We start from the raw sequence: 26,052 nt of genomic DNA on the forward strand, positions 1-26,052 counted from the left end.
GCAGTCGTCAGCGGAGGCCAGGGGGGCAAGGCGTGGCTGGGTGACGGATGGGATGAGTGGTCTTTCTTCCGAATAACCCTGTACACCAAGCCCGGCTGTGAAATAACGTAACTGAACTGAAATCGCCGGGTCATGTCTCCGGCGATACGGTCACCGCACAACATCACGCGGATGAGAGCAGGAGACCCCCCATGTCGTCCGGACCCGGAGCGGACTCAGTGGGCGCGGCACAGGCCGTGCGCTGGGTGTTGCGCCTGCAGGGGGCGGTGGTGCGATGACCGTTCGGCTCTTGACCAACATCGGCCGCCTGTGGACGGGTAACGAGGTCCTCAGCAACGCGGCCATCCTCGTGCACAACGACCGCATCGCCTGGGTCGGGCGGGCGCCCGACCTCCCGCAGAGCGTGCCCGGCGTCGTCGACGACATCGTCGACGTCGATCACGTGGAGAACCTCGGCGGCGCGCTCGTCACGCCCGGCCTCATCGACGCCCACACGCATCCGGTCTACGCCGGCAACCGCTACGCCGAGCTGGCCATCCGCACCGGCGGCTCCAGCGCGGCCTCGATCACCGCGGCGGGTGGCGGCGTCGGCTCCACCGTCACCGTGACGCGCGGCACCGACCCCTGGACGTTGTGCAACGGCGTGCGCGAGCGGCTGCGGAGCTGGCTGCTCAGCGGCACCACCACCGTCGAGGCCAAGACCGGCTACCACCTCACCCGCGACGGCGAGCTGGCCGACGTGCGGCTCCTGCGCGAGCTGGAGAAGGAGCCGATGATGCCGCGGGTGCACGTCACCTTCCTCGCGGCGCACGTCGTGCCTCCCGAGTACTTCGGCCGTCAGCGCGAGTACGTCGAGGCCGTGGGCGCCTGGTGCGCCGACGCGGCGGCGGCCGGCGCCGACAGCGTCGACGTCTACTGCGACGAGGGCCACTTCACCACCGAGGAGTCCCGCTGGGTCCTCGCCTCGGGCCGCAACGTGGGGCTGCTCCCGCGCATCCACGCCGGCCTGTTCAGCCGTCGCGGCGCCGTGCAGCTGGCCGCCGAGCTCGGCTGCGCCTCCGCCGACGGTCTGCACCACATGTCCGACGAGGACATCGCGATCATGTCCCGCTACGGCGTGCCCGCGGTGGTCTGCCCGGCCACGGCGCTGCAGCGCGGCCACGTGCCGCCGGTCCGTCAGATGATCAAGCACGGCGTGCAGATCGCCCTCGGCAGCGACCACAACCCCGGCTACTGCGGCATCACCTCGATGTCGCTGGTCATCGCCATGGCGGTGTCGGCGTTCGGCATGAGCGTCAACGACGCGCTGCGCGCGGCCACGCTGGGCGGCGCGACCGTCCTCGGGGCGCCCGACCGCGGGGTGCTGGCTCCCGGGCGGCTGGCCGACATCGTCCAGTGGGACGCCGACCACGAAGGCGCCTTCGCCTGGTCCTTCGGGCTCAAGCCGCGCCGGGTCTGGCGGGGCGGCACGCCGGTCCAGTAAGCCCGGACTCGGGAACGGGTGGCTAATCTCGGGATATGCCGCCCTCTGTCGTCGTTGTCACCGATTCCACTGCTTACCTGCCCGCTGTGCCCGGTGTGACGGTGGTGCCGGTACAAGTGGTCGCCCGCGGCATCCCGCGCGACGAGGACACCTTCACCGGCGACCTGGCCACCGTCACCACCTCACGTCCGTCGCCCGCGCGCTTCGCGGCCTGCTACGACGAGCTGGCCGCCGCCGGCGCCACGGGCGTGGTCTCGATCCACCTGTCCGGCGAACTGTCCGGCACCGTCGAGTCCGCCCACGCGGCGGCCAAGGACGCGCCGGTGCCGGTGGAGGTGATCGACAGCCGGTCCATCGCGATGGGCCTAGGCTATCCCGTGCTGGCGGCGGCGCGCTCGGCCGCCGCAGGAGCCTCGTTGGGCGACGTGGCCGACGCCGCCCGCCGCACCGCCGCCGTCACCCGGACCTTCTTCTACGTGGACACCCTGGAGTACCTGAGACGGAGCGGCCGCATCGGCGCCGCCACGTCGTTGTTCGGGTCGGCCCTCATGATCAAACCGCTGCTGCACATCGTGGACGGGCGCATCTCCCTGCTGGAGAAGGTGCGGACGTCGGGACGGGCGATCGCACGGCTGGAGGACCTGGCGGTGGAGGCGGCCGTGGAACTGGGCGGGGCCGGGGTGGCGGTGCAGCACATGGGGGCTCGGGGGCGGGCCGAGGCGTTGGGGGAGCGGTTGTCGAAGCGGGTGGCGGGGGTTCGTGAGGTGCGGGTGGTGGAGGTGGGGGCGGTGATCGGGGCTCATGTGGGGCCGGGGATGCTGGGGGTGACTGTGACGGCGTACGAGGGGTGAACCGGCTTATTTGAGGGCCTTCGGCTGGTCGGTGCTGTGTTTTCCACAGTCGTCTCGTGTCCTGGCTCCGTCGTCCCCAGAATTCGGTTCGGTGGCTCGGAGGTGGGGGTGGCATCCCTAGGTTCGTCGGCGTGCGATCTCAGGACCCGACGGCAGAGCGGACCATAGCCGAATCCAGGCTCCGGTCGATCACGAGTCCTGCCCGGCGGCCGCGTCCGGGACGACGCAACCGACATCCATACGGCGACGAGGCCCAGAACCTTCCGACCTCCCGACTCAGCGCATCCCCACCACCCTCTGCGCCTACTTCTTCTGCGTCCGCCTCTTCCGCGAGCGCTTCTCCTGCGCTCGGTGCTCCTGCGCTCGGTGCTCCTGCGTTCGCGTCTCCCGGGCGGTGGGATGGGCGCGGGGTTGAGCCCTCCTCCGAGCGGTGGGATGGGCGCGGGGTTGAGTCAGCTTCCGAGCTGTGGGGTGAGCCTCGGCCTGAATCGGGGGGCGGGCGTTCGGCGGGGCCTCAGGCGATGTCGCAGCCCGAGCGGCAGCCCGAGCAGCAGACAGAGCCGGGGGAGAGCGTCCCCAGAGCCGAGCGTCGGGTTGGGCGTCGGAGCGGGCCGGGGATCGAGCCCCAGGCCGCCACAGGGACGCCCCCGCACATCCCTCGGCGGGTCACAGGCAGCCCAGCACCCATGCCCCCGACCTTCCAAGCGTTCCGCGACGCCATCACCTCGGCCCAGCCGTCCAGCACCATCGACCTCAGCAAGCCCGGTCTGCGCGTGCTCGTCGCCGTCGGCGCCCTGGCCGTCGCGGTCGCCGTCTTCTTCGTCTGGCGCTCCCAGCCCACTCCGGAGCCCCTCCCGCCGCCACCCGCGACAACCCCTCCATCCCCGTCCCCGACCGCTGCCAAGGTGACCGTCCAGGTGGCGGGCAAGGTCCGCAACCCCGGCGTCTACCTGCTCCCGCAGGGCTCCCGCGTGACGGACGCGGTGACGGCGGCGGGCGGGCTCAAACACGGCGCCTCCACGGGCCCCCTCAACCTGGCCCGACGCCTGATCGACGGAGAGCAGATCATCGTGGGTGCCCCCTCTGCGGTCGTCGCCGCCGTACCTCCCGGATATCCCGGCGCGGACCCCGCCACAGCCATCCTCGACCTCAACGCCGCCACCCCCGACCAACTGGAAGAACTCCCGGGAGTGGGAGAGGTGCTGGCCGCCAGGATCGCCGAGTTCCGTACCGCCCACGGCGGCTTCACCAGCGTGGACCAGCTCCGCGAGGTGAGTGGCATCGGCCCGAGAAAGTATGAAGAAATCAAGCCGAAGGTCCGCGTCTGACATGCCGCCCTTCGACGCCCACTCGGCCCCCGGCCCTTCTGAAATCCCCATGCGCCCCGCCACGACCGTCCCTCTGAGTCTCGCCACCACCGATCCTCCGCGCCCTGCCGCCACCGATCCTCTGCGCCTCGCCACCGCAGACGGCGGCGAGCACAAGCGCTCCTGGACACTGGTCCTCCCGGCGCTGTCCGCTTGGGCCAGCGCCCTGATCATGCTCGGCCAATCGCCCATGGTGGGGCTGACGACAGCCGCCATCACCGTCCTGGTCGCAGGCGTCCTGACCTGGCGCACCCGCTCACCGTTCACCCGCTGGCCCCTCATCGGTTCGCTGATCAGCAGGTTCCTGCCTGCGTCGTTCGGGTCCGTTCTGTCCGCCCTTCCACTGCTCCTGCCGTTCACGCGCCACCGTTCGCTACGTTCGTCGCCCCCTCCCTCAGGACGGATCCCTCCCGGTCGGCCTTCGCCCTTCTTGGGGGCTTGGCGAAACGTGGTGCTCGCGACACTCATCTGCGCGGCGGCGGCCTCCGCGTCTGTCGCCTTCCGCGTCCAGGCGCTGACCACCGGCCCAGTGGCTGAACTCGCCGCCAGGAACGCGAACGTGACCGCTCAGATCGTCCTGTCCGACGACCCGAAGCGCAGGCCACGCAGAAGCGGCCACTTCAACCGGGACAGCTACGTGATCCCGGCCACTCTCAAGATCATCGAGTCGGCTACGCGGCAGAGAGGCAGTTCCACTGCCGGTCGGCCTGAGGAGAACCGTCCCGACGTCCCTGGAGGCAGCGACGGAGGTGTCGCGCAGGCATCCCCGCCACCGGAACGCCAGGCCGTCGACGTCCCCATCACGGTGTTCGCCGGCGGCAACGCCTGGAGCGCCCTGCTGCCGAGCCAACGCCTGCAGGTCACCGGCCGCCTGGCGCAACCAACGCCCGGCGACCTGGTGGCAGCCATCCTCCTGGTACGAGGCGAGCCCCGCATCCTGACACCGCCTTCGTCCATGCAGACCATGGCGGGCACCCTCAGAACCGGCCTCCGGACAGCCGCCGACCCTCTCCCGCCCGACCAGCGCGGCCTCCTGCCCGGCCTGGTCGTCGGAGACGTCTCCCGCATCGACCCTCAAGTGGCCGCCGACCTCAAAGAGACGGGCCTGAGCCACCTGAACGCCGTAAGCGGCGCGAACCTCGCCATCGTCGCAGGCGCCGCCCTGGCGCTCTCCCGCCTGGTCGGCCTCTCCCTGCCGCTGAGAGCCGTCTTCGCGGCTGTCGCGATGCTCGCGTTCACCGTGGTGGCCAGGCCGTCCCCGAGCGTTCTGCGTGCCCTGCTGATGGGCCTGGCCGCCGCCCTCGCCCTGGGTACCGGGCGGGCGAAGGACGGCCTCGCCGCCCTCTCGGCAACCGTCCTCTTGCTGGTTCTTTTCGCGCCGGAACTGGCACGTTCGTACGGCTTCGCCCTCTCGGTCGCGGCCACCGCCGGCATCCTCCTCCTCGCACCACGCTGGCGCGACAAACTCTCCACTCCACCACCGACGGAGACCGGCGACCGCGACGTGACCAAAGCGCCCACGACGACAGACCGGAAACCGGAGAAGGGAAGGGAACGCGGCAACGTACAGGGGCGTGCGGCAAGTGCATCCGAAGAGGCCGGCGACTGCCGCGCGACCTCTCCCCTCGAAGACGCGTCCACCGGTCGAGGACGTGCCGTCGCAAGGATGCGCCGCTTGCCGAGATGGCTGGCGGAGGCGCTGGCCGTGTCGGCTGCCGCGCAAGCGGCCGTGACCCCCGTCCTGGTGCTCATGTCGGGTCAGTTGACGTTGGTGGCGGTGCCCGCCAACCTGCTCGTGGCTCCCGCCGTGGCTCCCGCGACCCTGCTCGGTTTCGCCGCCGCCCTGGTGGCCCCGATCTGGCCGGACGCCGCCGGCATACTGGTCATCCCGGCCGGATACGCGGTGGGCTGGATCGTCACCGTGGCTCGCTGGGCCGTGAACGTCCCTCTCGCCACCCTGCCCTGGCCGGGCGGCCTCCCCGGTCTGGGATTCCTCGCCCTCGCCGTGGCCGTCGCGATCCCGGTGCTCAGGCACCGCCGCTGGCGGACGATGGCGCTGCTGACGGCAGGCGCCGCTCTGGTCGCCGTGCTGGTGATCCGTCCGCTGGCGGGAGCCTGGCCGCCCAAAGGGTGGTTGATGGTGATGTGCGACGTCGGGCAGGGCGACGGGCTGGTGGTGGCGGCCGGACCTGGACGAGGCGTGGTCGTGGACACCGGCCCAGACCCGGTCGTCATGGATCGATGCCTGCGCAGGCTCGGAGTCGAGGACGTTCCCCTGCTCGTCCTGACCCACCCGCACGCCGACCACGTGGACGGCCTGCCAGGCGTGCTCAGGAACCGACGCGTGGGGGCCGTGATCGTCAGCCCTCGGCCGACGGCGGTGCAGTCCAGCGCGCGGATCTCGGCCGTACTGGCTCGACACCGGATTCCCGAGGGGAACGCGGAACCTGGCACGCGATGGCGGTTCGGCCCGTCCGAGCTCACCGTCGTCGCCCCTGACCCGACGTCAGGCGGGAGCAACGGCCAAGGCGAAGGCAGTGTGATCAACAACTCCAGCGTCGTGATCCACGTACGCTGGCGCGCCGGTTCCGCCATGCTCGCCGGAGACCTGGAGACCGAAGCACAAGACGATCTCGCACGCCACCTCGCCCTGCGTGCCGACATCCTCAAGACCCCGCACCACGGCTCGAATCGCCAGTCCCCGGCCTTCCTCGGCTCGCTGGGTGCACGGGCCGCCCTGATCAGCGTGGGCGCCGGCAACGACTACGGCCACCCGGCCACATCGACCCTCGCCCTCCTCCACCGCCTCGGCGCCGCCATCTACCGCACCGATCGATCGGGTGACCTGGCAGTAGTCGAACACGAAGGCAGCCTGGCCGTAGTCCCCCGTGGACCATGAGTGATGCGATGCCGAACGAGCGCGACCCAGGCTCACCGAGGCGGAAAGGAGCCGGGACTGGCACCGGTGAGTCGCCCGAACGGATCAGGAAGTGGCCACCGGAGCCGTGGTCGAGGTTTATGAGCGGGTCACAGGCTGGTGACGTCTCACACCTGGTGGCAAGCCGGTCTTCCGGACGGGGGTGACGGTGGGGTTCGGGCCGGTGCCTCTTCACGCCCGATGCCGAGCCGATCTCCTGGACGGGGATGCCAGCGGTTCTTGGGGCGGTGACCGTTCGCGCCTGGTGGCGAGCCGATCTTCCGGACGGGGATGTCAGCGGGGCGAGAGACGGTGTCTCTTCATGCCCAGTGAGGGTCTCTGGGCCGGTCGGAGGAGCCCGGGGCAGTAAGGCTCCCCGCCGACGCGGGCCGCTCGGACGGCTGCGGGGTGTTCTGTCGCATCAGAAGGCCGGCCCCTCAGATCCTCTGTGCGGTTGATGCAACGTTCCTGCCGGGAGATCGGCTTGCCGCCGGCGTGGACAGTCACCGGCGGCCCGCTCCACAACCTCTCGGCAGTGGTTGCGCTGCTTGCAGAGGTCAGGGGCAGGTGTGACCATCAGCCGCCGTGAAAACGCGGCGCTCTGCGGCGCCGCTTTTGGGAGGCCAGGGCCACTGGCGTCCGGCCAGGGCCACTGGCGTATGGCCAGGGGCCCTGGCTTTCGGGAGGCCATGGCCACTGAGGGTCGGGGTCGGCGGTGGTGGCACGGGCGGGCCTTGCGGCGCGGCGGCCCACGGCCGGTCGGGGCGTGGGGCGTTCGAGGGTGCCCGGATGGGATTGAGGGGTGCGGGCAGGGCGTCGCGAGTCGGCCCGCTGAGCCGAAAGCGGGGGCAGATTCACTTGGCATCGTTCATGTGCGGCATGCTACTGTCCTCTTATCATTCAGCTTATGAACGATTTTGGGAGAGAATAGTGATCGACCCCCGTACCGTGCAGATCGTCTTCGCCGACCTGCAGGACAGCATCGTCGCCCTGAGCAGCACGAACAGCCCCGACGTCATCAGGCGGTCGGCTGGCGTGCTCGGCACGGTCGCGCAGGCGCTGGACATCCCCTTCACCGTGTCGGTCGCCCCCAGGCCCGGTGGGCCCGGTGTCATCGCCGAACTTCCCGAGGCGTCCCCCTTCGTGCGCGGCGGACCGTGCTGCTGGGACGACCAGGCATGGCGCGAGGCGATCGCCACGGAGGGCCGCAAGACGCTGGTCGTCTGTGGTGTGACCTCGGAGATCGTCGTCCTGCACACCGCGCTCGACGCCCTGGCCGACGGCTATGACGTGATCGTGCTGGTTGACGCGAGCGGCGGCATGTCGGAGCGCACGGAGAGTGCGGCCTTCCGCCAGATCGAAGCGGCGGGTGGCACGGTGACGTCCGTGGCGAGCTTCGTCACGAGCATGGTGCGTGACTTCACCACCCCCGTCGGCCGCGGCGTCATCACCGCCCTGCACGGCCTGTCGGGCTAGCGATCACGGCCGCGCCCTCGCCCTCGGCCCGCGCCCCTCACCCTCCGAGTGCGGCCCCGCCGTCAGGCCGCAGTTCTCGCCGTCAGGCTGCGGCCTTCGCCGTCAGGCCGCGGGCCGAGGGCCGCGCCGTCAGACTCCGTCCTCAGTCCAGTCCTCCGTCCGGACCCACGGAAGAAGTTCCATGAAACTGGCGCCTCATCTGCACCGCCTCGGCAATGACGTCGTGGCGTGCTATCTCGTCGACACCGCCGAGGGCATAACGCTCATCGACGCCGGGCTGCCTGGCCACTGGCGGGACCTGCAGCGCGAACTCCGTTCCCTCGGCAAGTCCGTGGACGGCATCCGGGGACTCGTCCTGACCCACGGCGACTCCGACCACCTCGGTTTCGCCGAACGCCTGCGCAGCGAGCACGGCGTGCCGGTGTTCGTGCACGCCGCCGACGCCGTTCGCGCCCGTACCGGGCAGAAGCCCAAGGTCGCGGTCGGGCCTGTGCGGCTTGGGCCGGCGTTCGGCTTCCTCGGGTACTCCATCCGCAAGAACGGCCTGCGCACCCGCCACGTCCGCGAAGTCACCGAGATCGGCGACGGCGACGTCCTGGACCTGCCCGGGAGCCCCGTGATCGTGGGCATGCCGGGGCACTCGCCCGGGAGTGTGGCGGTGCACGTCCCGCTCGCCGACGCCGTCTTCGTCGGGGACGCCCTGACCACCCGGCACGTCCTCACCGGGCGCGAAGGCCCCCAGCCGGCCCCCTTCACCGACGACCCCGCCGAAGCGCTCGTCTCCCTCGACCGGATCGCCCGGCTGCCGGCGTCCTGGGTGCTTCCCGGCCATGGCGCCCCCTGGCGCACCTCACCGGCCCGAGTGGGGGAGGAGGTTCGGACGGCGTCGGCCGGCACCCGCGGATGAACCCGGCACCTGCTTCCCTCGGGTCCAGCACCTGCTTCCCTCAGGTCCGGTGCCCGGTGCCCGGGTCCCTCGGGTCTGGCACCTGTCTCTTGGGCCCGGCGGCCTCCCTCGGGCCCGGCACTCGCATCCGTCGAGGCCGGTGGCGGCGTCAGCCGAGGCCGCGTGGCCCGGCGAGAGGAAGCCGAACGCCGGACCAGACGCACAGGCCCGACCGCAACCTTGGGCTTCTCTGGTGCGGGCTCGGACGGTGTCGGCGGCGTGCACGAACACCGGCACGCCGTGCTCGCGCGGATGGTGAACGGATGGTGGACGCCGCCAGGTCGCGCTCAGCCGGCCTAGTCGGTGATCGCGACGGCGTCCACCTCGAACAGCATGTCGGGCAGGGTGAGCGCGGCCACTCCTGCGAGCGTCTGAGCGGGCGGCAGGTCCCCCAGACGTCGTGGACGGCCTGGAGAAGGATCTCCAGCCTGTCCTGGTCGTGGTCGACGATCTAGGTGCGGATCTGCACCACCTGGCTGTGGTGGAGGCCGGCCGCAGCCGGCGCGTTGCCCAGGTTCGCGAACGACTGCCTGACCTGCTCGGCGAAGTCCTCGGAGACGACGTGGCCCTCGCGGTCGGAGGCGTACTGCCCGGCGACGAAGACGGTCTCTCCGGAGGCGCGGGCGATGTGGCTGTAGCCGTATCCGCCCAGGTTATGCAGAGTCTCGGGATTAATGATGGCGTGTGACATTTGTCCGATCCCCTTTCGGCTGGAAGAGCATCCGCGTGCAGGCGGACGGCCCGTCGCGCTACTTCGCGATCGCCTCGCGGACGGACGGCACGATCTCCTGGGCCCAGCGGGCCAGCGTGGTGAGGTCGGTGGCGCCGTGGCCGGCGGAGAAGAGGACGAAGCCCGAGGCGTCGTGCTCCAGCACCGCTTCGGTCAGCTCCTCGACCCACTGCCCGACCGAGCCGCCGATCCAGCGTCCGTCGTGGTCGCGGGTGGCGGGCAGCGGGCGGTCGGTGATGCGGCCCGGGAAGTTGTAGATCGTACGGATCTCGCGTGGGTCGCGGCCCACCGCGGCGGCCGCCTCGTCGATGATGGGCCGCGAGGCGCGATACCGCTCGCTGCGCCAGTCGGCCGCGTGGCCGGGAATCCAGCCGTCGGCCACCCTGCCCGTGGCGGCCAGGGATTTGGGCCCGTTCGAGCCCGTCCATACCGGGGGCGCGGCCACGGGGGCGGGCTCGATCCCGTGCACCCGGTAGTGGCGTCCCTCGTGGGTGACCGGTGCGCCGCCGCCCGACAGCTTCCGGATCAGGACGATCGCCTCCTCGAAGGCGTCCACGGCGTCGCCGGGGGTCTGCCGGGGCACGCCCATGTCGGCGATGCGGTCCCACAGCCCGCCCGCGCCCATGCCGAGCACGACGCGGCCGTTCGACAGCGCCGACAACGACGTCACCGTCCTGGCCAGCATGGGGGCGGGCCTGGTCGGCAGGTTGGTGACATTGGCCAGACCGGCGATGTGCCGCGTGCCGCCCAGCAGGAAGCCGATCGTGGCGTAGGCGTCCAGGCGCTCGCCGAGATAGGGATGGTCGGACAGCGAGAAGAGATCGAGCCCGTTCCGGTCGGCCTGCTGAACCATGCGCAACAGCTCGGGCAGGTCCTCGAAACCGGAATGCGCGCCGAAACCGAACACCACATCAGATGCAGACACAGTATTGCCTTTCATGCGTCACACGGAGAAAAAGAAGAGGTCACCAGGCGTACGCTTCTGGTGCGGTTTGGAGCCGTGGGGCCAGGCGGCGGGAACAACTCGTCCAGCCTGGTCAGGGTACTGTCGCGCCTGCCGTCCCCCTGGGCGAACCGGCGGTCGATGATCTGCTCGGTGCGGCCGTCGGCATAGACGTCGGCGGTGTCGAAGAAGTCGATGCCGTGCTCGTGGGTGCGATCCATGATCGCGTGACTGTCGGATTCGGACGTCTCCGCCCCGAGAATCATCGTGCCCAGAGCCAACCGGGACACCGACGGACCGGCTGCTCGGCGAAGCGGTTGCCGGACAGGCCCTCGCGCGTCGCGGCCTCGGCGCCCGACGTCCGGGGGAACGCCGAGCCGCCGCGGCCCCCAACGATCATCACAACCGTACGACTCGTCATCATGACTCCGGCCAAATGTAGTTCGTGCCCCGAACTATAGTCGTTCGCAACACGAACTGCAACGGTCGAGTACCAGGTTGTCGGTGCCGCATGGCATGCTGCCTGACATGGCGGGAACCGATCCAGCACTAGTCACCCTGGTCCTCGGCGACGAGGAGCTGCTTGCCGAGCGGGCGGTGGGCGCCGTCGTCGCGGCGGCGCGGGCCGGCGATCCTGGGGCCGAGGTGCATGATCTCGTCGGCGGAAGGGTCGCCACCGGCGAGCTGACCCAGCTGACCTCGCCCTCGCTCTTCGGTGACCGCTCGGTGGTCGTCATCCGCTCGGCGCAAGACCTGCCGAAGGACGTCATCACCGAGGTGGTGTCGTACACGAAGCAGCCCTCCGACGACACGGTTCTCGTGCTGGCGCACCCGGGTGGGGTGAAGGGGAAGGCGCTGGTCGACGGGGTGAAGAAGGCCGGGGCCCAGGTGGTGACGATCAACAAGGTCACCAAGCCCGGCGAGCGGCTGGAGTTCATCAAGGGAGAGGTCAAGCGGGCCGGGCGGAACATCGCGGGTGACGCGGCCCAGGCGTTGCTCGACGCGGTGGGCAACGACCTGCGGGAGCTGGCGGCGGCGTGCAGCCAGCTCGCGTTCGACACCGAGGACAAGACGATCAGCGCGGCGGCCGTGGCGCGCTATCACAAGGGCCGGGCCGAGGTCACCGGCTTCAACGTGGCCGACTCGGCGATCGAGGGGCGCCTGGCCGAGGCCCTGGAGCAGCTGCGCTGGGCTCTGGGCACCGGCGTCGCGCCGGTGCTGCTGGTGAGCGCGCTGGCCGGTGGGCTGAGGTCGCTGGCCAAGGTGGGGAGTGCCCCGCGCAACCTGCGCGGGGGGCAGCTCGCCGCCCATGTGGGGATGCCGCCCTGGAAGGTCGACCGGGTCAAGCGTCAGCTGAACGGCTGGGGGCCGGAGGGGCTGTCCCGGGCGATCCAGGCGGTGGCCACTGCGGACGAGCAGGTCAAGGGCGGCGGCGCGGACACGGCCTACGCCTTGGAGCATGCCGTGCAGGTGATCGTCGCCAGCCGTACGGGCCGGTAGCGCACACCCGCCCGGCGGCGGCGACGCTCCTCAGGCCGGGCGTAGGGCGCGGAAGAACGTGGTGATGTCGGTCGCCAGCTGGGCCGGTTCCTCCAGGGCCATGAAGTGGCCGCCCCGGGCCGGGGTGTTCCAGTGGCGCAGGTCGGTCAGGGCGCGTTCGGCGAAGCTGCGGGGAAGGTTCGCCACGGAGGGCTCGTGGCTGAGGGTCACGGCGGACGGCACGGTGATCGGCGGCCGGGGTGGGTTGCTCGGCCAGTCGTAGTACGACTTGAACGAGGTGCCGATCGAGCCGGTGGCCCAGTAGAGGGTCAGCATGGTGAGCAGGGTGTCGCGGTCGAACCGGGACTCCAGGTCACCGTGGCAGTCGCTCCAGGCGCGCAGCTTGTCCACGATCCACGCGGCCAGGCCGGCCGGCGAGTCGAGCAGGGCGGCGGCGATCGTGTCCGGACGGGTCAGCATGATCTCGCTGTAGCCGCCGTCGCGCTCGTCGTGGGCCGCCTCGGCGTCCAGGAACGCCTGTTCGTCGGGGGTCAGCGGCGGGACGTCCAGGGACGCGGGGGCGGGCGGGTGGATGAGGTGGATCCCGGTCACCTGGTCCGGATAGAGGGCGCCGAGCCAGCCGACGGCCGCGCCGCCGATGTCGCCGCCGAAGGCCCCGTAGCGTTCGTGGCCCAGGACCTCGGTCATCAGCAGGTGCAGCACACGGGCCATCGCGGGCCGGGTGAGGGGCTCGTCCGGCAGGCCGGAGTAGAGGAAGCCGGGCATCGACGGGATCACGACGTCGAAGGAGTCGCCGGGGTCGCCGCCGTACCGGGCGGGGTCGGCCAGGCGTGCCGCCAGGGGAAGCATCTCCATGAAGCTGCTCGGCCAGCCGTGGCAGAGCAGGACGGGCAGCGGCGCGCGGCCGGTCCCGGGGATGCGGACGAAGTGGAGGTCTCGTCCCTGGACGGGGGCTTTGCAGTGGTCCAGCTCGTTGAGGCGGGCTTCCTGGGCGCGGAAGTCGAAGCCGTCGGCCCAGTACGTCACCAGTTCCCGCAGGTAGGCGGGGTCGGTTCCGCCTTCCCAGGGGCGGTGGTCCAGCGAGCGGGTGAACCTGGCGTTGCGGAGACGGGTGCGCAGGTCGTCGAGTACGTCGTCGGGAACCTCTATGCGGAACGGCGTCACGGCCATGTGGTCTCCGAGGTCGGAAGTGTCATCCCAGCATGGGTATCACCGGACGCCCGCCCGCCTCAATGCAATTGATTGGGGTTCGTCTCCACGTAGAGCAGGAGCTGTTTGAGCAGGTTGTCCAGGGTGTCCTGGTCGTCGGGGGGGAGGGCGTTCACCATGGCCGCCTCCAGCACGGCCAGGACGGCCATGGCCTCCATCCAGAGGTCGTGACCCTTGGGCGTGAGCTCGATGTCCACGCGACGGCGGTCCTCGGTGCTGCGGACGCGGCGTACCAGACCTGCCTTCTCCAGCGTGTCGAGGCGGCCCGTCATGCCGGCGGGGGAGAGCAGCAGCTCGGCGGCCAGCTCGGTCGGGGTGGCGGTGCCGTTGTGGGCGGCGAGCCTGTGGAGCGTCTGGAACTCGAAGTCCTGGACGCCGGTCTGGGCCAGCGCGGCCGCCTTGGCGTGGCCGAGGTGCTTCACCAGCGACTGCATGCGGGTCACGATGCCCTCCACCCGCTCGTCGAAGGGCGCCTTGCCGCGCCAGCGGGCCAGATGACGATCGACGGAGTCCTCCACGGCACAGGATCATACGCCAACAAGTAATTTGTTGACGAATCATTCGCTGACGAAATACCTTCCTGGTCATGTCGTTTTCGTTGTTCGCCGGGCCCAGGAACCGGCTGCTGGCCGGACGCTGCATGTCCGCGCTGGCCACAGCCATGATCCCCACCACGCTGACCCTGGCCGTGCTGCGCGCCACGGGGTCGGGGGAGGCGCTGGGGCTGGTGCTGGCCTGCGAGATGGTGCCGTTGTTGTTGCTGCTGCCGGTCGGCGGCGTGCTGGCCGACCGCGTCCGGCCCGGACGGGTCGTGCTGCTCGCCGACCTCACGCGATGCCTGGCCCAGGGGCTCATGGCGGTCGAGCTGCTGGCCGGGGTGGCTCGGATTCCGGACCTCGCGGTGTTGTCGGCGGTCTCGGGGGCGGCGATCGCGTTCGGGAGTCCGGCCGTGCCGCGGCTGGTGGTGGCGGTGGTGCCGGGGCCGGACCGGTTGCGGGTGAACGCCCGGATCGGGGTGGTGACCAGCGTGTCGGCCGTCCTGGGCCCGGCGCTCGCGGGGACGCTCACGCTGGCCGCCGGGCCCGGGTGGGCCGCGGGGAGCACGGCGATGTTGTTCGCGTGCTCGGCGCTGACCCTCGGCGGGGTCCGTACGGCTGCCGGGGGCGCGGGGCGCGAGAAGGTCGCGGAGGAGCGGAATGCGGTCCCCGGCGGGCAGGCCGGTCGGCGGTGGGGGGTCGGGTTCGGGCGGGAGCTGGCCGAGGGGTTCAGGGAGGTCAGGAGGCGGCCGTGGTTCCTGGCCTGTGTGCTGTCGCACGGCGTGTGGCACTTCATGGCCGGGTTGTTCCTCACCCTGGGGCCGGTGGCGGCCGTGCAGCGGCTGGGAGGCGAGACCGGTTGGATGATCATCGTGCAGAGCGGCACGGTCGGGCTGCTGGCGGGGGTGCTGGTCGCGCCGCGGTTGCCGGTGCGCAGGCCGCTGGTCGCGGTTCAGGTGGGGGCCGCGCTCTATCTGCTGCCGATGGTGGCGTTGCCGGTGGCGGTGGGGTTCGGGCTGTCGGCCGTGGTGGTCGCGGTGGCGTACTTCGTGGCCATGGTGGGGCTCGGGGTGCTCAGCCCGTTGTGGGAGACGGTGGTGGCCGAGGAGATCCCGGAGGGAGCGTTGGGCCGGGTGCGTTCGTTCGACCAGCTCATCTCGTTCGCGGCGCGGCCGGTGGGGCTGGCCGTCGCGGCGCCGCTGGCGGGCCTGACCGGGATGGGGGTGCTGATGGTCACCGGTGGGGTGGTGGTCGCCGTCGCCAACCTCGCCGCCGTGGCGCGCTCGCCCAGGCCCGCGCCCGCTCCGCCCGCCGGTGAGCGGGCGGAGCGGGCAGAGGAGGGGCGGGTCAGGTGAGGGAGGGTTCCCGGACGACGCCGTCGCTGATCTCCAGCACCCGGTCCGCCAGTGTGATCAGGTTGGGGTCGTGCGTGGCGACCAGCGCCGTCACCCCCTCGCTGCGCACCAGCGCGCGCAACAGCTCCATGATCTGCCGCCCGGTCTGCGAGTCGAGCTGCCCCGTCGGCTCGTCGGCCACCAGCAGCTTGGGCCGGTTGCCCAGGGAGCGGGCGATCGCCACCCGCTGCCGCTGCCCGCCCGACAGCTCGTACGGCCGCTGGTTCATGTGCTTGTCCAGCCCCACCAGCGCCAGCAGCAGCCGGACCCGCTCCTCCCGCTCGGCGGACGGCACGCGGGCCAGCCGCATCGGCACCCCCACGTTCTCGGCCGCCGACAGCACGGGGATCAGCCCGAACGACTGGAACACGAAGCCCACCACGTCCCGGCGCAGCGCCAGCAGGGCGTCCTCGGACATGGACGTGACCTCGTGCCCGGCGACGACGACCCGTCCGGCGTCCGGACGGTCCAGGCCGCCGATCTGGTTGAGCAGCGTGGTCTTGCCCGACCCCGAACGTCCGCGGACCGCCACCAGCTCGCCGGGGAACACCTCGAAGGACACCTCGCGCAGCGCGACGACCTCCTTGGGCCCGCTCCGGTAGACCTTGCGGACCCCCTCCACCACGACCAGGGGCTCATTGCTCATGGGAGGGCTCCTCTCGGGCGGGCCAGACGCCGATGTGGTCGGATTCGAGTTCGAGGCGCACCCGGCGTTCCATGTCCAGGGCGTTCATGAAGTCGCGGGGGAGCTGCAGGCGGCCCACCCGGTCCAGCACGGCGTACTCCTCGGCGACGATCTGCCCCTCGGCGCCCTCGCGCCGCAGCGTCTCGCTGCTGGTACGTCCGTCGCGGATGCCCACGGTGCGGTCCACCTGCTCCGACACCAGCGGGTCGTGGGTCACGATGACCACGGTCACGCCGAGCTCCCGGTTCGCCTTGCGCAGGGAGTCGAAGACCTGCTCGGACGTCTCGCTGTCCAGCTCGCCGGTGGGCTCGTCGGCCAGGATGAGCTGCGGCTCGTTGGCCAGGGCGACGGCGATGGCGACCCGCTGCTGCTCGCCGCCCGACATCTCGGGCGTGCGGCGGTCGGCGCAGTAGCCGACGCCGAGGAGCTCCAGCAGCTCGCCGGCGCGGGCGCGGCGCGCCCGGCCGCCGCCGGCCAGCTTCATGGGCAGCTCGACGTTCTCCCTGGCGGTCAGGTACGGCAGCAGGTTGCGCGCGGTCTGCTGCCAGATGAAGCCCACCACGGACCGCCGGTAGCGCAGCCGGTCCTTGGCGGTCATCGCCAGCAGGTCGGTGCCCGCGACCCTGGCCACCCCCGCGGTCGGCACGTCGAGCCCCGACAGCACGTTGAGCAGCGTGGACTTGCCCGACCCGGACGCGCCGACGATGGCCACCAGCTCGCCCTTGTCGATCACCAGGTCGAGGCCCTGCAGGGCGACGACCTCGACGCCCTCGGTCTTGTAGATGCGCACCAGGTTGTCGCAGACGATGTGCGCGTCGGCGCCGAACGCGGTCTTCTCCCGCGTGGCCTTGGCTTCCAGCTCTGACAGGGTCGGGTTCATGTGAGGTCCCCCACTCGAAGGACGGCGCCGAGGCTGCGACGGCGGCTGATGGCGGTGTGCGTGTACGCGCCGAGCACGGCCACGACGGCCAGCCCGGCCGCCAGCGCGGTCGGCGTGATCAGGTCTAGGGAGTAGTCGCCGACGGGCAGGTCGCCGGCGTAGGAGGACAGGTCGACGCCGGGCCCGAGCGCCGCGGGCAGCCCGAGGCCGAGCAGCAGGCCGGCCAGGGCGGTCAGCAGGATCATCGGCATGATCTCCAGGACGGTGAGCCGCTGCGCCTGCCGGTCCGACAGGCCCAGCGTGCGCAGGAACGACAGCGCCCTGGCCCGGTCGGCCGCGCCGATCACCAGCGAGAGGATGACGGCGACCAGCGCGTACGCGGCCAGCGACACCGTGACCACGACCAGCGTGGTGCGCACGGTGCTGGTCAGCGGGTCGTCCTGGATGGCGGCCAGGGCCAGCGACTGGGACTCCACGGTGCTGAGCGGGACCAGCGGGCGCAGCTGGTCGAGCGCGGGGTTGCCGCGGATGAGCAGGGTGTTCACGGCGGGCCGCACGAGCGAGTTCATCGGCAGGATCATGAACTTGCCCTGGTTGTAGAAGCCGGGCACGGAGGTGATCACACCGCCCTCGGGGACCTTGAGCCGCGACTGCCAGCCGATCTCGTACGTGCCCCGTCCCTTGAGGTCGGGCGAGACGAAGGCGCCGCTCCCGGTGGGCACGCCGATCGGCGCCCCCGCCAGCAGCCGCCGCCACTCGGGCAGGTCCACGGCGATGGCCTCGGCGCGCTCGGCGCCGTACCCGACCTGGACCCGGCCGGTCTGCGCGAGCACGACCTGCTCGACGCCCGCGACCTTGCGCACCCGCTCGATCACGTCGGCCGGGATCTCGATCCGGGACGTGATCTTGACCGGCGCGCCCACCTGCTGCCAGGACGCCAGCCGCTGCGTGCCCACCAGCCCGTCGGAGATCACCGCGGCGAACACCGACACGCCGAGCGCGGGCAGCAGGATCAGCACCGGCAGCACCGACGCGGCGCGCGCCCTGGCCGCCCTGGTCAACCCCAGGAACGGCACGGCTCCGGGCCGCCGCGCAGTCAGCCGGACGAGCAGCCGCAACGGGTACGGGTAGCAGCGCAGGATGATCACCGCCGCGGCGAGCGTCAGCGCGATCGGCACCACCAGCAGGAACGGGTCGAACCCGGCCGAGGCGGCCAGCCCGCGGGTGCGCAGCAGGTACGCCCCGGCCAGCGCGAGCACCACGACCAGCACCTCCAGCGTGAGCCGGCGGGCGGACGGGCGGGCGGTGCTGACGTCCGCGCGCTGCTCGTGCAGCGGCACCCGGTGGGTGACCGCCAGCCCGGCGGCGGTGAACCCGACGGCGGCCAGCACCACCAGCAGCGGCCCGACGTGCACGATCGGCAGCACGGGCCCGGGGACGAGCCAGGACAGCGCGTACCCGGCGAGCCCGGAGGGCACGACGGCGAGCGCGGTCAGCGCCGCGCCGGTGCCCGCCACCTGCGCCAGCGACCCGCCACGCGCCCGCGTCAGCGCCAGCGTCTGGTCGAGCCGGCCGGAGAGCAGCTGCACCGCCAGCACGATCACGCCGACCGCGACCAGCAGCAGCCCGCCGAGCACCAGGTACATCACGGTCTGCGCGGTGGACTGGGCGGCCAGGAAGTCCGTCAGCAGCTTGGCCAGCGCGGTCAGCACCCGGTACGGGCTGTACGAGCCCGACGCCTGCAACCCGATCACCCGCTCGAACTCGCTGAGTGCCGCCTGGACGTCGGTCGCGGCCAGCGCGTCGGCCTTGTCCGGGGCGATGGGGAGCACCCAGTTGTAGGACAGGTTGCGCCCGTCGCCGCTGAGCGCGGTCAGCCCGTCGTCGGACATGATCGTCGTGATGTGCTTCTCGAACTCCAGCTTGCCCGGCGGCAACATCCTGGTGACGGTCAGGATGTCGCTGTTGTGGCTCCAGTAACGGTCGTCGGCCTTCTTGGCCCTGAACGCGCCGACCAGCTTCACCGCTACGTAGTGGCTCTCGCCGAGCACCTTGACCTGGCCGATCTTCAGGTCCATCGCGGTCAGCGCGGACTCGGTCAGGCCCACCTCGATCAGCGGGATCGTCTCGCCCTCGAAGCGCATGGTCGAGGGCTTGCCCGGCGCCTGCCCCTGGACCCAGTCCACCCGCCGGTCGGCGTCGGACAGCCAGCCGAGGTTCATGAACATGGTGCCGCCCGAGCCGTGGATCGGGGTGACCACGGTCTTGGCGCTCATGTGACTGTCGCCCGTGCCGGCGGGCACCACCAGCGGCCGCAGCGCCGAGGGCAGGAGCTGACGCCAGCGCCGGTCCCTGGACTCGAACTGCTCGCGCTCGTGCAGGTCCTCTTCCTTCGACATCGACCCGACGGTCACGGTCAGGTCGGCCTGCTCGGCGGGCGCGGTCCTGAGCGCCTCGCGCAGCGCCTGGTCGAACGACGACTGCATCGCCCTGGGCAGCCCCGCGACGAGCAGGCAGGCGCTCAGCGTCAGCACGAAGAGCACGGCCACCGCGCCCAGGTGCGTACGGGCCAGCAGCGGGATCCTCACTGTTCCTCCCGAATGCCGAGACCCTGCCTGCGCAGGTTGCGTGCCAGTCCGGCGACGATGGCGAGCAGCACGGCGGCCACTCCGGCGAGCATGGCGCCTGTGGCGCCCCACGGAATGTCGAGCACCACGCCGGGGGTGACCGCCGACGCCTGCCCGGTCAGCACGATGTGCGGCACCACGAGCATGCCCACGACCACGGCCAGCCCGGTCCCGGCCGCCAATGACAGCGCGATCACGAACGTCTGCTCGATCGCCAGCATCCCGAACATCTGCCGGGAGTTCACGCCGAGCGCCCGCAGGATCGCGAACTCGTTCATCCGCTCGCGGGCCGCGACCGCCGCGTTGACCAGGAAGCCGAGCGCCGCGAACACCAGCGCCGCGAGGAAGCCCAGCATCAGCGCGCCCTGGAGGCCGCTGGCCAGCGGGTCGTCCTGCATCTTGGCGGCCAGTGCGCGCTGGTCGATCGCGGTGACGTCCCATGCGGGACGGCTGGTGAGCGCGGCCGCCGCCCGGCCGTCCGGGGTGGCGAGCCACCACTCGGTGGCGGGCCTGGGTAGCTGCGCCGCCGCCAGATCCTGCGCCTGCATCGTCCCCCAGTCGGCCAGTACGGCGTGTTGCCCGGCGGTCGTCGTCGGCATCGTCTCCACGACGGCCACGACCTTGACGTCCATCACCCTGCGGTCGATGCTGGCCCGTCCCACCTGGCCGACGCCCAGCTTGAGCGACTCGGACAGGCCGGCGGTGAGCACCACGGGCAGCGGCCCCTGGACGGACGGCGACCCGAAGACGGCCGTCGCGGGCTGCCGCCCGGTCGCCTTCACCGACATGGCGGGCGCGGTCACCGGCCGCCCGTCGGCGCTGATCCCGGTCACCGTCAGACTCCCGCTCCCGGAGGCCGGCGCGCTCACGACCAGCCCGCGCAACGACAGCGGGTACGTGATCTTCCCGCTCCGTCCCGCCAGCGCCGCGAGGTCCACGTCGAGGGTGTTCTCGCCCTTCTTCAGCACGCCCAGCGACACGTCACGCCACACCCCGAGCGCGTCGGACAGGACGAGCCGCACCGGCAGGTCGGCGTCGGCCGTGGCGCGCAGGGTGAGCGCGGCCGGCTGTCCCGGCAGGTCCAGTTTGCCCGCCTGCGGCCCGGTCAGCGCCCGGGAGATCTCCGCGACGGGCCGGTCGGCCAGGTCGGGGCGGAGCTGGAACAGCGTGCCGAGCTTGGCCGCGTCGATCCCGATGAGGATGGCGTTCTCGCTGCTGACCTCGGTCTGGCCGCGGAAGACGGGCGAGGCGGCGGTCACGCCGGGCAGGGCGGTGAACGCCGTGCCGCGGCCCAGCGGGCCGAGCTCCGGGGCGTCCGGCGGGCCGGACAGGCGCAGGTCGGCGCCGGCCTGATGGCGGGCCTGGTCGAGCTGGGAACCACGCCAGGTGGCGGCGGTGGCCATGGACACGATGCCGATGGCGATGGCCATGGTGAGCAGCAGCGCGGGGCCGGCGTACTTGAGCGGGCGCCTGCTGACCTGCCACGCGCCGAGCGCCGGGGCGAGGGACGGGCGCCTGGAGGTGATCCGCTCGGCCACCGCGGAGATGCGCGGGACCAGCCGCAGGCCGAGCATGCCGCCGGTGAGCAGGGCCAGCGCGGGCCCGGAGATGATCAGCGGGTCGATGCCTAGCCCGCCGCCCGCGGTCGTGGTGACCGGCGCGCCGTAGTGCTGGAGCTGCCAGATCGCGAGGCCGGCCACGACCAGCAGCGCGACGTCGGCGCCCGCGCGCTGGATCAGCCCGCGCCCGCCGCCGCGCCCGCGCGCCGACTGCTCCTCCACGTACGTGCGCCGCGCGCCCGCCAGCGCGGGCAGCACCAGCAGCACCGCGGAGGCCACGGCCACGGCCACCGACACCAGGAACGTGCCCAGGCCGACCGAGGGGTCGAGCCGCACGCCCGACGCCTTGATCCAGGGCAGCCGGCTCACCAGCCCGAGCAGCGGCGGCCCGAGCAACGGCGCGACGATCGCGCACGGGAGCGCGACCAGCATCGCCTCGCCCCCGGCCAGCGCGGCCAGCCGCAGCGTGCCCGCGCCGCGTGAGCGCAGCAGCGCCACCTCCATGCGCCGGTGGTCGGCCAGCAGCCGCGCGGTGAGCATCAGCGCGTACGCCGCCAGCAGCAGCAGTTGCAGCACCGGGATCAGCATGGTCGAGCGGGCCACCAGCGAGGCGGTGTCGAGCTGGGTGAGCATCTCGGGCAGGCGGCTGGTGGTCACGCAGCTCGGGCAGTCGCCGGCCTTCAGGTGCGCGCCCACCTCGCCGACCGCCGCGGCCAGCGGGCGCAGCTGGGCCGGCGTCAGCGAGCGCAGGTCGGGCTCGGCGGTCCAGGTGGCGTTCACGTTGGTGGCGAAGCGGCCGATGAACGTCTCGCGCGAGACCATCAGCGGCCCGTACGTGGTGAAGTCGCCGCGTTCGACGCCCCTGCTGAGCAGCGTCTCCCCGGTCCAGCGCTCGCCGAAGGGGTCGTCGAGCTGGAACACGCCGGTGATGCGCACCTGGACGGGCTCCGGCGACAACCGCCCCACGGTGGTCAGCTCCTGGCCGACCTTGAACCCGGCCGCCGAGGCCGCCGACAGCGAGACCGCCGCCTCCACCCGGCCGTCGGCGGCCTTGGGCCAGGCGCCGGAGACGAGCTTGGCGTGCTGGTCGAGGCCGTCGTAGCTGCCGAACCTGAGCAGCTCGGGCCGCTCCTGCTGCTCCTGGCCGGGCATGGCGTAGGAGTCGGAGCGGAAGCTCGTGGTGAGCGCCGGCGCCTTGGTGTACGCCTTGGCCAGCTCGGCGCGCACCGCCCGGTCGTAGACGGGGAACGTCTTGTCCGTGACCGGCGCGCTGATCGTCGCGGACGTCTGGCGCAGGGAGGCGGTCTCCATCGTCCTGCGCACGCCGGCGTCGGCGATGGAGGAGGCGTACATGGTGAGCGCCACCAGCGTGGTGGTGGCGAGCAGGATCGAGCCGAACGCGGCCAGGAGGAGCAAAGGCTCGCTGAACGCCCGTTTGACGACCAACGGCCCCCGCATGTGTCCCCCTTCGTCCGTTTAGGTGAACCCTCACGGAGAGGGCGGACGAGAGGCAAGGTGATCTTGTCAAGGGATGCTCAGCCGATACCCGGCGGCGATGCCGATGTGATATCGAAACTGTGACAAGAAGTGCACGAAACCAAGAACGCCGCACCCCGGGAAGGAGTGCGGCGTCAGCGCTCGCCCGGGTGTCGCCGGGCGGCAGGAGCTTACTTGGCGGCCAGAGCGGCAGCCTGCTTGGCGATCGCCGACTTGCGGTTGGCGGCCTGGTTCTTGTGGATGACGCCCTTGCTGACGGCCTTGTCGAGCTGGCGGGCGGCGACGCGCTGCAGCGCCGCGGCCTGCTCGACGTCGCCCTGCTCGGCGGCCTCGCGGAACTTGCGGACGGCCGTCTTCAGAGAGGACTTGACCGCCTTGTTGCGCAGACGCGCCTTCTCGTTCTGCTTGTTGCGCTTGATCTGGGACTTGATGTTCGCCACGAAGAAGCCTCGGTGAAAGTCTAAGGATGGATGGGGCGCGCGGGCTCGATGAGAGGGCGCGCCACACGCAAGTGAACAGGGTACCAATAACCCAGGTGGCTGCTCAAATCAACGCCCCGGGTGTTCTCAGTTTAGGCCAGCCAGCGGGTCATGTACTCCTTCCAGTCCTCTTCGGTGGCGGCGAAGTCGACGTACAGGGCCAGGCCGAAGCGTTCGCGGCGGCCGTGGTCGGACAGGGCCAGCCGGGCGCCCTCGGCGGCCATCGCCACGCTCTCGGCGGCGTCCAGCCAGGGCAGGCCGTGGTCGTGGTAGGCGGGGGCGCCGACGAACAGGGACTTGCCCTCCGGGACGAGGTCGAGGGCGAGCGCGGCCTGCCTGGCCACGTAACCGCCGTAGAGGGACTGGGCGGGCGCCCCCGAGTCGTACGTCATGATCGCGACCTGGTCCACCCGGTTCACGACCTCCTGGAAGTAGCCCTGCGACCAGTATTTGTCGTGGCCCAGGACGAGCCTGCCCGCCGGGCGCATGAGGGGATAGGGCTCGATCTGCGGGGTCGAGGTGGACAGCAGCTTCGTGTGCGTCCTCGTCCGGTCCAGCAGGTCGAGGAAATTCGTGTCGCCGTCGCCGATCGGCTCGAAGTTGTAGTGGACGCCGTCGTAGCCCGCCTTCATGACGGCGGCCACGCCGGCCAGGACGTTCGTGCGGGACCGGGCGTCGTCGAGGTCGAGGCCGTTCTTGACGGACTGGCCCAGCCAGGCGGAGACGCGGACGCCGGGCAGGTGCCGATGCATCCATGTCACGAAATCTGCGGCTTTGGGGTACTTGGCGGGATCAAGGCGGCCGTCCCACTCGAACGGGCCGGAATGGACGTACACGTCCTTGATTCCGGTGGTGCGCAGACGGACGGCGAGTTGTTCCACGTCCCGCTCCGTACGGCGGCCGTCGACCCAGGCGTGGCCGAGCCAGAGGGCGTCGTTGCCGGTGCTCTTCGCCCAGGCCGCCGGGGCACCGGTAAACTGGAGACGGAGCGCGACGGCGAGCAGGCCGGCCAGCGCCACCACGACGGCCAAGGCCAGCGCGACCAGGCGCAGGCCGCGGCGGACGACGGTCCGGATAATCATCTGGGCATGTCACCATGAAAGACGCTTGACCTCAACCCTGTCGAAACGGACTTCGGTGCGCACTCAGCCTGGCCAGACCGACCCCGCGTTGATCCGCAACTTCTGCATCATCGCGCACATCGACCATGGCAAATCGACCCTTGCCGACCGGATGCTGCAGATCACCGGCGTGGTCGACGACCGCTCCATGCGCGCCCAGTACCTCGACCGGATGGACATCGAGCGCGAACGCGGCATCACGATCAAGTCGCAGGCCGTGCGGCTGCCCTGGGACGGCCACGTCCTCAACATGATCGACACCCCCGGGCACGTCGACTTCACCTACGAGGTGTCCCGGTCGCTGCAGGCGTGCGAGGGCGCGATCCTGCTGGTCGACGCCGCGCAGGGCATCGAGGCGCAGACCCTGGCCAACCTCTACCTGGCCATGAACGCCGACCTGCACATCATCCCGGTGCTCAACAAGATCGACCTGCCCGCGGCCCAGCCGGAGAAGTTCGCCGAGGAGCTGGCCGGCCTGATCGGCTGCGACCCCTCCGACGTGCTCAAGGTGTCGGGCAAGACCGGCGTGGGCGTGCGCGAGCTGCTCGACCACGTGGTGGCGACCGTCCCGGCGCCCGTGGGCCAGGCCGACGCCGCCGCGCGGGCGCTGATCTTCGACTCCGTCTACGACACCTACCGCGGCGTCGTGACGTACGTCAGGGTCATCGACGGCCATCTGAGCAAGCGCGAGCGCATCCTCATGATGTCCACCAACGCCACCCACGAGACGCTGGAGATCGGCGTCATCTCGCCCGAGCCCAAGCCCGCCGAGTGCGGCCTCGGCGTCGGCGAGGTGGGCTACCTGATCACCGGCGTGAAGGACGTGCGCCAGTCGCGCGTGGGTGACACCGTCACCTCCTCGGTCAAGCCCGCCAAGGAGATGCTGGCCGGCTACGAGCACCCCAAGCCGATGGTGTTCTCCGGGCTCTACCCGATCGACGGCGACGAGTACCCGGAGCTGCGCGAGGCGCTCGACAAGCTCCAGCTCAACGACGCCGCGCTGATCTACGAGCCGGAGACCTCGGCCGCGCTCGGCTTCGGCTTCCGCGTCGGCTTCCTCGGCCTGCTGCACATGGAGATCGTGCGTGAGCGCCTGGAGCGCGAGTTCGGCCTGTCGCTGATCTCCACCGCGCCCAACGTGGTCTACCGCGTGGTCATGGAGGACGGCAAGGAGCTCACGGTCACCAACCCGTCCGAGTTCCCGACGGGCGGCAAGATCGCGCAGGTCTTCGAGCCGGTCACCAAGTCCACGATCCTGGCGCCGGCCGAGTTCATCGGCGCGATCATGGAGATCTGTCAGGGGCGGCGCGGCCAGCTCCTCGGCATGGACTACCTGTCCGAGGACCGCGTCGAGATCCGCTACACGCTGCCGCTCGGCGAGATCATCTTCGACTTCTTCGACCAGCTCAAGTCGCGCACCCGCGGCTACGCCTCGCTCGACTACGAGCCCGCAGGCGAGCAGGAGGCCGAGCTGGTCAAGGTCGACATCCTGCTGCAGGGCGAGGCCGTCGACGCCTTCAGCGCGATCGTCCACAAGGACAAGGCCTACTCCTACGGCGTCGACATGGCCAAGAAGCTGCGCGAGCTGATCCCGCGGCAGCAGTTCGAGGTGCCGATCCAGGCCGCCATCGGCGCCCGGGTCATCGCCCGCGAGAACATCCGGGCCATCCGCAAGGACGTCCTGGCCAAGTGTTACGGCGGTGACATCTCCCGTAAGCGCAAGCTGCTGGAGAAGCAGAAGGAAGGCAAGAAGCGGATGAAGATGGTCGGCCGCGTCGAGGTGCCCCAGGAGGCCTTCGTCGCCGCGCTGTCCACCGACTCCGGCGCCGCCGCCGACAAGAGCAAGAAGTAG

General features: G+C 71.2%; 20 protein-coding genes. 9 read left to right on the forward strand and 11 right to left on the reverse strand.

Translation table 11 applies throughout. The features are described 5' to 3' along the window. Positions 1–274 precede the first annotated feature (274 nt). From hutI to AB0C33_RS25405, 6 genes are all read left to right on the forward strand, one after another. Positions 275–1,483 carry an imidazolonepropionase gene (gene hutI / locus AB0C33_RS25380; protein WP_125633626.1) on the forward strand — a complete coding sequence of 403 codons (1,209 nt, stop codon included), beginning with the start codon at positions 275–277 and terminating at the stop codon, positions 1,481–1,483. Between the two features lie 35 nt (positions 1,484–1,518). Further along, complete coding sequence (locus AB0C33_RS25385; protein ID WP_358291973.1) at positions 1,519–2,334, forward strand: DegV family protein; 816 nt, start codon at positions 1,519–1,521, stop codon at positions 2,332–2,334. Between the two features lie 686 nt (positions 2,335–3,020). Beyond that, the gene (locus AB0C33_RS25390) at positions 3,021–3,662 is read left to right on the forward strand and encodes a ComEA family DNA-binding protein (protein ID WP_358291975.1); all 642 of its coding nucleotides are present in this window, start codon (positions 3,021–3,023) and stop codon (positions 3,660–3,662) included. Position 3,663: 1 nt separating this feature from the next. Then, complete coding sequence (locus AB0C33_RS25395) at positions 3,664–6,600, forward strand: ComEC/Rec2 family competence protein (RefSeq protein WP_358291977.1); 2,937 nt, start codon at positions 3,664–3,666, stop codon at positions 6,598–6,600. Between the two features lie 948 nt (positions 6,601–7,548). Next, positions 7,549–8,094, forward strand: coding sequence for an isochorismatase family protein (locus tag AB0C33_RS25400; RefSeq protein WP_358291979.1), 546 nt, complete (start codon positions 7,549–7,551; stop codon positions 8,092–8,094). A 181-nt stretch (positions 8,095–8,275) separates the two neighbouring features. Beyond that, complete coding sequence (locus AB0C33_RS25405; RefSeq protein ID WP_358291981.1) at positions 8,276–9,001, forward strand: MBL fold metallo-hydrolase; 726 nt, start codon at positions 8,276–8,278, stop codon at positions 8,999–9,001. A gap of 490 nt (positions 9,002–9,491) precedes the next feature. Here the strand turns inward: AB0C33_RS25405 and AB0C33_RS25410 are convergent, their stop codons facing one another. From AB0C33_RS25410 to AB0C33_RS25420, 3 genes are read right to left on the reverse strand one after another with little or no spacing between them, the layout of a single operon-like run. Beyond that, positions 9,492–9,731, reverse strand: a complete 240-nt coding sequence (locus tag AB0C33_RS25410; protein WP_358291982.1) for a RidA family protein — start codon at positions 9,729–9,731, stop codon at positions 9,492–9,494. Positions 9,732–9,789: 58 nt separating this feature from the next. Next, positions 9,790–10,695 carry an LLM class flavin-dependent oxidoreductase gene (locus AB0C33_RS25415; RefSeq protein WP_358291984.1) on the reverse strand — a complete coding sequence of 302 codons (906 nt, stop codon included), beginning with the start codon at positions 10,693–10,695 and terminating at the stop codon, positions 9,790–9,792. A gap of 11 nt (positions 10,696–10,706) precedes the next feature. After that, positions 10,707–11,003, reverse strand: a complete 297-nt coding sequence (locus AB0C33_RS25420; protein WP_358291986.1) for an aldo/keto reductase — start codon at positions 11,001–11,003, stop codon at positions 10,707–10,709. 238 nt (positions 11,004–11,241) lie between these two features. On the opposite strand from AB0C33_RS25420, the gene holA reads away from it, so the two are divergent. Next, positions 11,242–12,213, forward strand: coding sequence for a DNA polymerase III subunit delta (gene holA, locus AB0C33_RS25425; RefSeq protein WP_358291988.1), 972 nt, complete (start codon positions 11,242–11,244; stop codon positions 12,211–12,213). A gap of 30 nt (positions 12,214–12,243) precedes the next feature. On the opposite strand, the gene AB0C33_RS25430 is transcribed toward holA, so the two are convergent. Further along, positions 12,244–13,383 (reverse strand): epoxide hydrolase family protein, encoded by a 1,140-nt coding sequence (locus AB0C33_RS25430; RefSeq protein WP_358291990.1) that lies wholly within the window; start codon positions 13,381–13,383, stop codon positions 12,244–12,246. Positions 13,384–13,442: 59 nt separating this feature from the next. After that, the gene (locus AB0C33_RS25435) at positions 13,443–13,940 is read right to left on the reverse strand and encodes a MarR family transcriptional regulator (protein WP_358291992.1); all 498 of its coding nucleotides are present in this window, start codon (positions 13,938–13,940) and stop codon (positions 13,443–13,445) included. A gap of 68 nt (positions 13,941–14,008) precedes the next feature. On the opposite strand from AB0C33_RS25435, the gene AB0C33_RS25440 reads away from it, so the two are divergent. Continuing rightward, on the forward strand, positions 14,009–15,313 hold the full coding sequence (locus tag AB0C33_RS25440; RefSeq protein ID WP_358291994.1) for an MFS transporter: 1,305 nt from the start codon (positions 14,009–14,011) through the stop codon (positions 15,311–15,313). Here AB0C33_RS25440 and AB0C33_RS25445 read toward each other — a convergent pair. From AB0C33_RS25445 to AB0C33_RS25470, 6 genes are all read right to left on the reverse strand, one after another. Then, positions 15,306–15,998 (reverse strand): ABC transporter ATP-binding protein, encoded by a 693-nt coding sequence (locus AB0C33_RS25445; protein WP_358291996.1) that lies wholly within the window; start codon positions 15,996–15,998, stop codon positions 15,306–15,308. The two genes, AB0C33_RS25440 and AB0C33_RS25445, sit on opposite strands and share 8 nt — an antisense overlap. Next, entirely contained in the window at positions 15,988–16,917 is a 930-nt protein-coding gene (locus tag AB0C33_RS25450; RefSeq protein WP_352352447.1) for an ABC transporter ATP-binding protein, read from the reverse strand. Before AB0C33_RS25450 ends, AB0C33_RS25445 begins: the two co-directional genes overlap by 11 nt. Beyond that, positions 16,914–19,505: an FtsX-like permease family protein gene (locus AB0C33_RS25455; RefSeq protein ID WP_358291998.1), complete on the reverse strand. Its 2,592-nt coding sequence runs from the start codon at positions 19,503–19,505 to the stop codon at positions 16,914–16,916. Before AB0C33_RS25455 ends, AB0C33_RS25450 begins: the two co-directional genes overlap by 4 nt. Then, complete coding sequence (locus AB0C33_RS25460) at positions 19,502–22,561, reverse strand: ABC transporter permease (protein ID WP_358292000.1); 3,060 nt, start codon at positions 22,559–22,561, stop codon at positions 19,502–19,504. Before AB0C33_RS25460 ends, AB0C33_RS25455 begins: the two co-directional genes overlap by 4 nt. Before the next feature lie 209 nt (positions 22,562–22,770). Beyond that, positions 22,771–23,040 (reverse strand): 30S ribosomal protein S20, encoded by a 270-nt coding sequence (gene rpsT, locus AB0C33_RS25465; protein WP_106235424.1) that lies wholly within the window; start codon positions 23,038–23,040, stop codon positions 22,771–22,773. 131 nt (positions 23,041–23,171) lie between these two features. Then, positions 23,172–24,161, reverse strand: a complete 990-nt coding sequence (locus tag AB0C33_RS25470) for a hypothetical protein (protein WP_358292002.1) — start codon at positions 24,159–24,161, stop codon at positions 23,172–23,174. A gap of 55 nt (positions 24,162–24,216) precedes the next feature. Here AB0C33_RS25470 and lepA point away from each other — a divergent pair, with 55 nt between their 5' ends. Beyond that, positions 24,217–26,052: a translation elongation factor 4 gene (gene lepA, locus AB0C33_RS25475; protein WP_358292003.1), complete on the forward strand. Its 1,836-nt coding sequence runs from the start codon at positions 24,217–24,219 to the stop codon at positions 26,050–26,052.

The organism is Nonomuraea sp. NPDC048881 (assembly GCF_040649795.1).
Classification (GTDB): Bacteria; Actinomycetota; Actinomycetes; order Streptosporangiales; family Streptosporangiaceae; genus Nonomuraea.